10 protein-coding genes are annotated in these 9,138 nt (G+C 57.9%); 2 read left to right on the top strand and 8 right to left on the bottom strand.

The window, feature by feature from the left end; translation table 11 throughout:
- Positions 1 to 56 precede the first annotated feature (56 nt).
- From WBB95_RS18190 to WBB95_RS18170, 5 genes are all read right to left on the bottom strand, one after another.
- Complete coding sequence (locus WBB95_RS18190; RefSeq protein ID WP_242170856.1) at positions 57 to 803, bottom strand: YebC/PmpR family DNA-binding transcriptional regulator; 747 nt, start codon at positions 801 to 803, stop codon at positions 57 to 59.
- A gap of 150 nt (positions 804 to 953) precedes the next feature.
- Positions 954 to 2,729 (bottom strand): aspartate--tRNA ligase, encoded by a 1,776-nt coding sequence (aspS, locus tag WBB95_RS18185; protein WP_424488854.1) that lies wholly within the window; start codon positions 2,727 to 2,729, stop codon positions 954 to 956.
- Between the two features lie 107 nt (positions 2,730 to 2,836).
- Positions 2,837 to 3,058, bottom strand: coding sequence for an FmdB family zinc ribbon protein (locus tag WBB95_RS18180; protein WP_424488853.1), 222 nt, complete (start codon positions 3,056 to 3,058; stop codon positions 2,837 to 2,839).
- 168 nt (positions 3,059 to 3,226) lie between these two features.
- Positions 3,227 to 3,568 carry a ribbon-helix-helix domain-containing protein gene (locus tag WBB95_RS18175; RefSeq protein ID WP_424488852.1) on the bottom strand — a complete coding sequence of 114 codons (342 nt, stop codon included), beginning with the start codon at positions 3,566 to 3,568 and terminating at the stop codon, positions 3,227 to 3,229.
- 181 nt (positions 3,569 to 3,749) lie between these two features.
- Entirely contained in the window at positions 3,750 to 4,223 is a 474-nt protein-coding gene (locus tag WBB95_RS18170; RefSeq protein ID WP_003193874.1) for a Dps family protein, read from the bottom strand.
- 440 nt (positions 4,224 to 4,663) lie between these two features.
- Here WBB95_RS18170 and WBB95_RS18165 point away from each other — a divergent pair, with 440 nt between their 5' ends.
- Positions 4,664 to 5,266, top strand: a complete 603-nt coding sequence (locus tag WBB95_RS18165; protein WP_003193875.1) for a cold-shock protein — start codon at positions 4,664 to 4,666, stop codon at positions 5,264 to 5,266.
- A gap of 84 nt (positions 5,267 to 5,350) precedes the next feature.
- Here the strand turns inward: WBB95_RS18165 and WBB95_RS18160 are convergent, their stop codons facing one another.
- Positions 5,351 to 5,557 (bottom strand): SlyX family protein, encoded by a 207-nt coding sequence (locus tag WBB95_RS18160; protein WP_024077152.1) that lies wholly within the window; start codon positions 5,555 to 5,557, stop codon positions 5,351 to 5,353.
- A gap of 3 nt (positions 5,558 to 5,560) precedes the next feature.
- Positions 5,561 to 5,986, bottom strand: coding sequence for an HIT domain-containing protein (locus WBB95_RS18155; RefSeq protein WP_424488851.1), 426 nt, complete (start codon positions 5,984 to 5,986; stop codon positions 5,561 to 5,563).
- A 745-nt stretch (positions 5,987 to 6,731) separates the two neighbouring features.
- Between WBB95_RS18155 and WBB95_RS18150 the strand changes: the two genes are divergently transcribed.
- Positions 6,732 to 8,003 carry an OprD family porin gene (locus tag WBB95_RS18150; RefSeq protein WP_424488850.1) on the top strand — a complete coding sequence of 424 codons (1,272 nt, stop codon included), beginning with the start codon at positions 6,732 to 6,734 and terminating at the stop codon, positions 8,001 to 8,003.
- Positions 8,004 to 8,193: 190 nt separating this feature from the next.
- On the opposite strand, the gene WBB95_RS18145 is transcribed toward WBB95_RS18150, so the two are convergent.
- The gene (locus WBB95_RS18145; RefSeq protein ID WP_424488849.1) at positions 8,194 to 9,036 is read right to left on the bottom strand and encodes a mechanosensitive ion channel family protein; all 843 of its coding nucleotides are present in this window, start codon (positions 9,034 to 9,036) and stop codon (positions 8,194 to 8,196) included.
- Positions 9,037 to 9,138: the final 102 nt, after the last annotated feature.

Genomic DNA, 9,138 nt, shown 5'->3' with positions numbered 1-9,138 from the left:
TCGCAGGCAAGCCAGCTCCCACACAGACCAGCTTCCACACTGGATCTTCATCTAGCTTAAGTGAGTTGCTCGGCCACTGACTCCGGAATGTCGGCATTCGAATAAACGTTCTGCACATCATCCAGGTCTTCAAGCATATCCAGCATCTTCAAGACTTTCTGCGCACCGTCCAGGTCCAGCTCGGCGCTGGTGGTCGGCAGCATCACGATTTCCGCGTCGGTGCCTTTGAAACCAGCCGCTTCCAGCGCGTTACGCACGGCGTAGAAGCCCGCGAACGAGGTGAATACGTCGATGGAGCCGTCTTCGTTGGTCACCACGTCGTCGGCATCCGCCTCCATTGCGGCTTCAATCAGTGCGTCTTCATCCACGCCCGGCGCGAAGGAGATCTGCCCCTTGCGCTCGAACAAATAAGCCACCGAGCCGTCAGTACCGAGGTTGCCGCCGCATTTGCTGAACGCATGGCGCACGGCAGCCGCAGTACGGTTGCGGTTGTCGGTCATGCACTCGACCATCACCGCCACGCCGCCCGGGCCGTAACCCTCGTAGCTCAGCTCGACCATGTCGTCGGTGTCGGCGGCGCCGGCACCCCGGGCCACAGCGCGGTCGATGATGTCGCGACTCATGTTCGCGCCCAAGGCCTTGTCCAGCGCCAGGCGCAGGCGCGGGTTGGAGCCCGGATCACCGCCACCCTGGCGGGCAGCGACGGTCAGCTCGCGAATCCACTTGGTGAAGATCTTGCCTTTCTTGGCATCCTGACGCTCTTTGCGGTGCTTGATGTTCGCCCACTTGGAATGGCCAGCCATAACACAACTCCGAAATTCTGTAGAAACCTTGTCAATCCCGCCCCAGGCCGGACTTCTCTCTTTAAAACACAACCCTTGTAACGCAAAGGCGCATCCGAAGATGCGCCTTTTTAGACTGCGTAAACCTCAGTGCGCTTGCACGCAGCAGCCTTACTCAGCCTTCGGCGTCTCGCGCAGACGGATGTGCAGCTCGCGCAGCGCCTTGGCATCCACCACACCTGGAGCCTGGGTCATTACGTCCGCAGCACTCTGGGTTTTCGGGAAGGCGATCACTTCACGGATCGACTGGGCGCCGGTCATCAGCATCACCAGACGGTCCAGGCCGAAGGCCAGGCCACCGTGCGGCGGCGCGCCGTATTTCAGGGCGTCGAGCAGGAAGCCGAACTTCTCTTGCTGCTCATCTTCGTTGATGCCCAGCAGGCGGAAGACCGACTGTTGCATTTCCTTGCGGTGGATACGGATCGAACCGCCACCCAGCTCAGTACCGTTCAATACCATGTCGTAGGCACGGGACAGAGCGCCAGCCGGGTTGGCTTCGAGCTCTTGCGGCGTGCACTTCGGCGCGGTGAACGGGTGGTGCAAGGCGCTGAAGCTGCCGTCGTCGTTCTCTTCGAACATCGGGAAGTCGACGACCCACATCGGGGCCCACTTGCAGGTCAGCAAGTCCAGGTCGTTGCCCAGTTTGATGCGCAGCGCGCCCAGGGCTTCGCTGACGATCTTGGCTTTGTCGGCGCCGAAGAACACGATGTCGCCGTCAACCGCACCAACGCGATCCAGAATCGCGTTCAAGTTATCCAGCGGGATGTTTTTCACGATCGGCGATTGCAGGCCGTCAACACCGTTGGCGCGCTCGTTGACCTTGATGTAAGCCAGGCCCTTGGCACCGTAAATGCCGACAAACTTGGTGTAGTCGTCGATCTGCTTGCGCGGCATGCTCGCGCCGCCAGGCACGCGCAGGGCGGCGATGCGGCATTTAGGGTCGTTGGCCGGGCCGCTGAACACCTTGAAGTCGACGGCTTTGAGCTGGTCGGCCACGTCCACCAGTTCCAGCGGGTTACGCAGGTCTGGCTTGTCGGAACCGTAGCGGCGCATGGCTTCTTCGAAGGTCATGTGCGGGAATTCGCCGAACTCCAGGTCCAGCACTTCCTTGAACAGGTTGCGGATCATTTGCTCGGTGAGGCCCATGATCTCTTTTTCATCGAGGAAGCTGGTCTCGATGTCGATCTGGGTGAATTCAGGCTGGCGGTCAGCGCGCAGGTCTTCGTCGCGGAAGCACTTGGCGATCTGGTAGTAACGGTCGAAGCCGGCCACCATCAGCAGTTGCTTGAACAGTTGCGGCGATTGCGGCAGTGCGAAGAAGGAACCGGCGTGGGTACGGCTCGGCACCAGGTAGTCGCGCGCGCCTTCCGGGGTGGCCCGGGTCAGGATCGGTGTTTCAACGTCGAGGAAGCCGTTCTCGTCGAGGAAGCGGCGGATGCTGGTGGTCATGCGCGAACGCAGGCGCAGCTTCTCGGCCATTTCCGGACGACGCAGGTCCAGGAAGCGGTAGCGCAGGCGGGTTTCTTCGCCCACGTCGGAGTATTCGTTCAATGGGAACGGCGGGGTTTCCGACTCGTTCAGCACTTCCAGCTCATAGCCCAGCACTTCGATGCCGCCGGACGCCATGTTCTTGTTCACAGCACCGGCCGGACGCAGGCGCACCTTGCCGGTGATCTTCACAACGTATTCGCTGCGCACGCGGTCGGCGGCGGCGAAGCTCTCGGCGCGGTCCGGGTCGAACACTACTTGGGCCAGACCATCACGATCACGGATATCGAGGAAGATCACCCCGCCGTGGTCGCGGCGACGGTGAACCCATCCGCAAAGGGTGATTTCCTGACCTTCCAGGGTCTCGTTCAGTTGGCCGCAATAGTGGCTGCGCATCATGGTAGTGGTTTCACTTCTCGTAATTCGAAATTCGGTGGAGGCCCGCCTCATCACCGTACATTTAAGCAGGGGACGGATAATGCAGGAGCCTGCGCGTAGAGTTCAACTCAGTCTGCTTTGTCGCCGCCCGCCAGATTCTTCTTGGCGCCGGTCTTGAAGTCGGTCTCGTACCAGCCACCGCCGCTCAGGCGGAAGCCCGGCATGGACAACATCTTCTTCAGCTCAGGTGCCTGGCAGGCAGGGCAATCGACCAGCGGCGCTGCGCTGATCTTCTGAATGACTTCCAACTGATGACCACAGGAAGCACATTGATAGTCGTACATGGGCATGGAGATGTCTCGGCGATCAGATCATTACTGCGCCACGCCCTGCCCTGTGGATAAACCAGGCATGCGCAGCAAAGCGCGGGATTATATCTGGTAAATCGAGGCAGCGCAGCCGGCTTTCTGCCCGAAGGCCGGCCCGCCTTGGTGCTGGGCCGGCTTCACAACCGCCGACTAATCGGCGTTCGTCGAGGTGATACGACCTTTTAATACGTGAACCACACACACCACCCTGACCAGACCGCTGAAGTTCTTCACGCCTCCGTAACGCAAATGCACTTCCCGGTCGACGTAAGACAGCAACGCACTGACTGAACAGGCATTGATCATGGCGATCTCCGTGAGGATATTCCAATAGATCTGTTCAAGCCGCAGGCAGGTGGAAAACCCGTTGAGCCTGACTGACCGGGACAATGGCTTGGCCAGCCCCATGTCGAACCCTTTCGCAAAGGGGTCGACTTTTATCTTATGAAAACCACTGGTCTCCATCACTCCATTACCCACTCCGCGCGACATACACCCGACACTCCATTGCCAAACAGCAGCCCATGGGCTTCTCCCATTGAGCAGTGGGCTTATAAAACAGCAGGACGCGCGGTGGAGCCAGAAGACGGGGATTTGATGGTCGTAGGACAACGCCAGGAAGTGCGGCGAAACAAGCGAGCGGCGTCAGGACGACGCCACTCAGCGAGGGGTGTTACTGGTTTTCGAGCAGGGAACGCAGCATCCACGCGGTTTTCTCGTGAACCTGCATGCGCTGGGTCAGCAAGTCGGCTGTCGGCTCATCGCTGACCTTGTCGAGCAACGGAAAGATGCCGCGCGCGGTGCGCGTTACCGCTTCCTGGCCCGCGACCAGTTGCTTGATCATCTCTTCGGCGCTCGGCACACCTTCTTCTTCCTTGATCGAAGACAGGCGGGCGTAGATCGAATAGGCGCCCGGTGCCGGGAAGCCGAGGGCACGGATACGTTCGGCAATGGAGTCCACCGCCAGCGCCAGTTCGTTGTACTGCTCTTCAAACATCAAGTGCAGCGTGCGAAACATGGGGCCCGTGACGTTCCAGTGGAAGTTGTGGGTCTTCAGGTACAGCACATAGGTATCGGACAGCAACCGTGAAAGTCCGTCGACGATGGATTTGCGGTCTTCTTCACTGATACCAATATCGATTGCCATGTTTTTCCCCTTCAATTGACGAGCATTCATTGATCAGGTGCCAGACCACTCTAGCAAGAGTGCCCGCTGCGTGCAGCCCGACATAAGCTGCAGGCGTGCGGCAAATTGCCCTCCTGCCAAACGCTTGCTGCGCGCCCGCAAGCTGCGGACAAGTCTGTGAGCACAGCAGAAAACTTCTCGACACCTCACTCGAAAAGCCTGCACCTGTCTAGGACAAGCGTTTGACGCAGAAATGCCGTGCCCCTTGCAACACCCCGAAATGCTTGATTTGAGTAGGCACAGCCTTTGCTGTTAAATAGGCGCCGTGTGGTTGCCGTTCATGTCTGCGGCACACCACATAGGCTGATACCCGCGCACGTGCTCAACGCCTCCCATTGTTCAGAAGCGAACCGTGCCAGTCAGCTCTTCCTTGTGATCCGTCTTAACGTGAGTCAATCAAAATGTTGAAAATCGTCCACCTGCTAACGGGCGTTGCAGCGTTGCTGCTGTCCTTTATACCGAGCCTGCAGCCTGAAAGCCTGCCCTACCTGGAACAACACGACGCTCTGTACCTGGCCTTGTTCGGCCTTCTTAACCTGACGCTCGCACCGGTGATCCCTTACTGGAACAAAGGCACGCGTCATCAACTGCAAAACCTGGTCAGCGCGCTGCTGGTGCTGACTGTTGTCGTTCAAACCCTCACCCTCCTGGCACCTATGCCTGAAGTGGGCGGCCACCCGGCCATCCTGCTCAGCCTGGTGATTGCTGTGGTCGCCATCGTTCTTCACCTGGCCATCAGCTTCTACCGTTCGTCCCCTGCGGCCGCGTCGCAAAACTACGACATGACCAACCGGGATACCGGTACCGTCAAGTGGTTCAACACCTCTAAAGGCTTCGGCTTTATTTCCCGCGATTCGGGCGACGATATCTTCGTCCACTTCCGGGCCATTCGTGGCGAAGGCCATCGCGTCCTGGTCGAAGGCCAGCGCGTGGAGTTCTCTGTCATGAATCGCGACAAAGGCCTGCAAGCCGAAGATGTGATTGCGGCACTGCCGCGTCGCTGACTCCTGCCCTCGGCGTAAAAAAAACCGCGATCCAGCACTGCTGGGTCGCGGTTTTTTATTGCCCGGCTATTAATAGCGGGCTCATCAATAGTGAGGCGGCGGCGCTTCTTCTTCGGAGGTTTCGAACTGGCCACCCATTTCTTCCTGGCGCTTGAGCAACGCGGCCATCTGCAACTGCAGGCGTTCAACGGCGCGCTGTTGGGTGACGAGGATGTCGTTGAGGGTCTCGATGGTGTCGTCCTGGAAGGCCAGGCGGCTTTCCAGGTCAGTGACGCGGTCTTGCAGGTCCATGGTTCAGTCCTGGGTAAAGATGAAGTCGGCGGGCAACAACTCGCGCAGCCGGGTACGAATCGCTGCCACTTGCTCCTGGGTATAAGGCTTCGCCGGGTGCTTGCCCCAGACCGGTGCAGGCCAGGCCGCATCATCGCGCTTGCGCACAATCACATGCACATGCAGCTGGCTGACAACGTTACCCAAGGCACCAATGTTCATCTTGTCGGCGTGGAGCCCCGCATTGAGCCACTGCGCCAGGGCCGTCGTCTCTTGCCAGAGCGTTTGTTGATCGGCGACATCCAGTTGAAACACTTCGCTGATACCGTCGATGCGCGGCACCAGAATGAACCATGGGTAGTTCGAGTCATTCGACAGCAGCAGGCGGCACAGCGGGAAGTCCCCAATGGCCAGTGTGTCTTGTTGCAGGCGTTGATCTAAGGCGAACACGTGGGCGCTCCGTTCGGCAATTCAATTTCAGGCGCCCAGCATACCGATGAATGCCGGTGGCTTCACGGCGAATGCGGCAAGTGGGGATGCAACTTCAGAGAAAAACACGCACCTTTTCGAGGCAGGTGAATATTTGAGCTACGCTAAACCGGGCCTCAACGGGACGCACCAAAATGACCCACCTGTGCCTCAAAGGGATCCGCCAATTACCCACTTATCGGGGTGAACCGGTAACGTTTTGCCCTGGTGCAGGTTTTGTGTACCACCGAACAGGTGTAATGCCCGGGCGTCAAGCCCAAACCAAACGGCGTAAAAAGCCCGTGCTTATGCGGTTTTTACACGGCCGTAACGTTTTTCACGAAAAAATGACATTCGGTTACCGCTTTGTGCACGCTTGTTGCATTGACACCCATATCGTCGGCAACGACACCTGTTTGGACACAGGTGTTTCGCGATAAAAAACAGCAGCGTTTCAGTGCGTACCAAGGAAGAGTTCAAACTTTGAAAGGGGTTTGAAAACAGCATTGAAGTTGTCAGTCCGGAGACAATCGGACTGTGAATTTGCGACACGGACCTCGCAATTTACGACAGCCTCGTAAAGAAGCTGAAAGGATAGATGGGCAAGTATCGTCATTAGAGTCTGCGTGATATAACTTTGCGCCGACACAATAAAGAAAGAGCCGCCCAGATAAAAATACAGGTGGGACGGCAGTACTCTTCCTAAAAACCAAAGGAGCAAATCACGATGCGCGTGATGAAGTGGAGCATGATCGCCCTGGCTGTATCAGCAGGCACCTCGCAGTTCGCAATGGCGTCCGCCCAGGACGACTCCAAAGGCTTTGTTGAAGACAGCACTTTCAGCATCAACACTCGCCTCCTGAACTTTAGCCGTGACTTCCGCAACAACGACACTGGCAAAAGCCGCGTCGACGAAACCGGCCTGGGCTTCAACGGCCTGTTCCAGTCGGGCTACACCCAAGGCACCATCGGTGTCGGTGTAGACGTGATCGGTTTGCTGGGCGTGAAACTGGACAGCGGCAAGGGTCGTTCGGGCACTGGCCTGTTCCCTACCGGTTCGGACGGTCGCTCGGAAGACGACTACTCCAAAGGCGGCGGCGCGGTTAAGTTCCGCATCTCCGACACCGTGCTGAAAGTCGGCGACCAGTACACCACCGCACCGGTATTCGCCTCCGATGACAGCCGTTTGCTGCCAGAGCTGCCGCAAGGTATCTCGATCACCAGCAACGAAATCAAAGGCTTGAAACTCGAAGGCGGTCACTTCACTTCGAGCGTGGCACAAGCACAGACTTACCGTGACAGCCTGGGCCTGACCAAAACCGACTTCATCGGTGGTGTCTACGCCCTGACGCCGGAAGTCAGCGCCAGCCTCTACTACGCGAAGACTGAAGACTACTGGAAGAAAACCTACGCCAACCTGAACTGGACTCACGCGCTGAGCAACGAACAGTCCCTGGCCGTTGACTTCAACATCTACAGCACCAAGAGCGACGGCGCCGGCCTGCAACGCGCTGAAAAAGACAACACCACCAAACTGGATAACCGTGCCTACAGCTTGCAAGGCGCGTACACCATCCAGGCTCACACCTTTACCCTTGCTTACCAGAAGGTCAGCGGTGACGGTGACTACGGCTACGGCGTAGACGGCGGCGGCACGATTTTCCTGGCCAACTCCATCGCTCGTTCCGACTTCAACGCTGAAGACGAGAAATCGTTCCAGGCGCGCTACGACCTGAACATGGCCACTTTCGGCGTGCCAGGCCTGAGCTTCATGACTCGCTACGTTAAAGGTACCGGCGCTAACACCGCAGAAACCTCGAACGGCAAAGAGTGGGAACGCGACATCGAAGCCAAATACGTGATTCAGAGCGGCCCAGCCAAAGACCTGAGCCTGCGCGTACGTCAAGCGACCTATCGTTCGTCTGACGGCGTGTACTACGGTTCGGCGTCCATCGACGAACTGCGTCTGATCGCGCAATACCCGCTGAACATCTTGTAATTGGCAGCTTGATTACAGCGATGACTTAAGGCTTAGGCCTTAACTAAAAAGCCGCTCCCCTGTTAACAAGGGAGCGGCTTTTTTATTGCGTCTTTATTTGAATGGAGAAATAACTAGCAAGCTAACTAACGAGATTAACCGTTTGCAGCGAACCTGACCTGTCGGCCAAGTTCGATAGCTGACTACTTGGTTATTTAGCCACCGGCTCCTGCATCACTCGAATAACCCGCTGCGGAAATGGAATATCAATGCCCGCTGCTTTCAAGCGATCGCGCGACAGCTCATTAAGCATGAACACGACATCCCAATAGTCGGGCGTATTGGTCCAGCAACGCAGGGAAACGGTGATCGAGCTATCGCCCAGGGTCGAGACCACCGCCGCAGGCGCCGGGTCGGCCAGTACGCGCGGATCCTTGGCCAGTTCCAGCAACACTTCACGGGCTTTCTGCAGGTCGGCTTCATAGTCGACACCCACGTCGAACACAACCTTGCGGGTTGGCTGACGGTTGGTGTTGGTGATGATGCCGTTGGACAGGATGCCGTTGGGTACGATCACGGTCTTGTTGTCGCCGGTACGCAGCACGGTATGGAAGATCTGAATGCTGTCGACAGTCCCGGATGTGCCCTGGGCTTCGATCCAGTCACCAATGCGGAACGGGCGGAACAACAGAATCAGCACGCCACCGGCGAAATTCGCCAGGCTGCCTTGCAATGCCAGGCCGATGGCCAGGGTAGCGGCACCGATTGCGGCGACGAACGAGGTGGTCGCCACGCCGATCATCGAGGCCACGCTGACAATCAGCATCACCTTCAGCGCGATGTTCGCAAGGCTGGTGATGAAGTGCTGCAGCGCCAGGTCGGCGTTACGCAGGGCCAGCAAGCGTCCCACTCGGTGGGTCAATACGTTGATCAGCCACCAGCCAATCGCCAGGGTGATCACCGCCAGCAACACCCGGCTGCCATATTCCATGATCATCGGGATCCAGGACTGCGAGGTCTTGATCAGGTGATCCATTTCAGCATTCAAATCCATCTATCTTCTCCTGGTTTGCGGATATGCGGCTTTATTGACTGCCTTAAAACGCAAATGAGCCCCGTAGGGCTCAAGTTTAGGCACAGACTGTGGGGCGTGGGA

Origin of the sequence: Pseudomonas sp. (assembly GCF_049645325.1) — a bacterium.
Lineage (GTDB): Bacteria > Pseudomonadota > Gammaproteobacteria > Pseudomonadales > Pseudomonadaceae > Aquipseudomonas.
Note: the sequence above shows the minus strand (reverse complement) of the source record. Positions and strands in the feature narration are given on the sequence as shown.

Bases quoted from the DNA above. Each gene is read 5' to 3' on its own strand.
- WBB95_RS18170 (WP_003193874.1), bottom strand. From the start codon at position 4,223: ATGGCAATCGATATTGGTATCAGTGAAGAAGACCGCAAATCCATCGTC.
- WBB95_RS18150 (WP_424488850.1), top strand. From the start codon at position 6,732: ATGCGCGTGATGAAGTGGAGCATGATCGCCCTGGCTGTATCAGCAGGC.
- WBB95_RS18180 (WP_424488853.1), bottom strand. From the start codon at position 3,058: ATGCCCATGTACGACTATCAATGTGCTTCCTGTGGTCATCAGTTGGAA.
- WBB95_RS18175 (WP_424488852.1), bottom strand. From the start codon at position 3,568: ATGTCGCGCGGAGTGGGTAATGGAGTGATGGAGACCAGTGGTTTTCAT.
- aspS (WP_424488854.1), bottom strand. From the start codon at position 2,729: ATGATGCGCAGCCACTATTGCGGCCAACTGAACGAGACCCTGGAAGGT.
- WBB95_RS18160 (WP_024077152.1), bottom strand. From the start codon at position 5,557: ATGGACCTGCAAGACCGCGTCACTGACCTGGAAAGCCGCCTGGCCTTC.
- WBB95_RS18190 (WP_242170856.1), bottom strand. From the start codon at position 803: ATGGCTGGCCATTCCAAGTGGGCGAACATCAAGCACCGCAAAGAGCGT.
- WBB95_RS18165 (WP_003193875.1), top strand. From the start codon at position 4,664: ATGTTGAAAATCGTCCACCTGCTAACGGGCGTTGCAGCGTTGCTGCTG.
- WBB95_RS18145 (WP_424488849.1), bottom strand. From the start codon at position 9,036: ATGGATTTGAATGCTGAAATGGATCACCTGATCAAGACCTCGCAGTCC.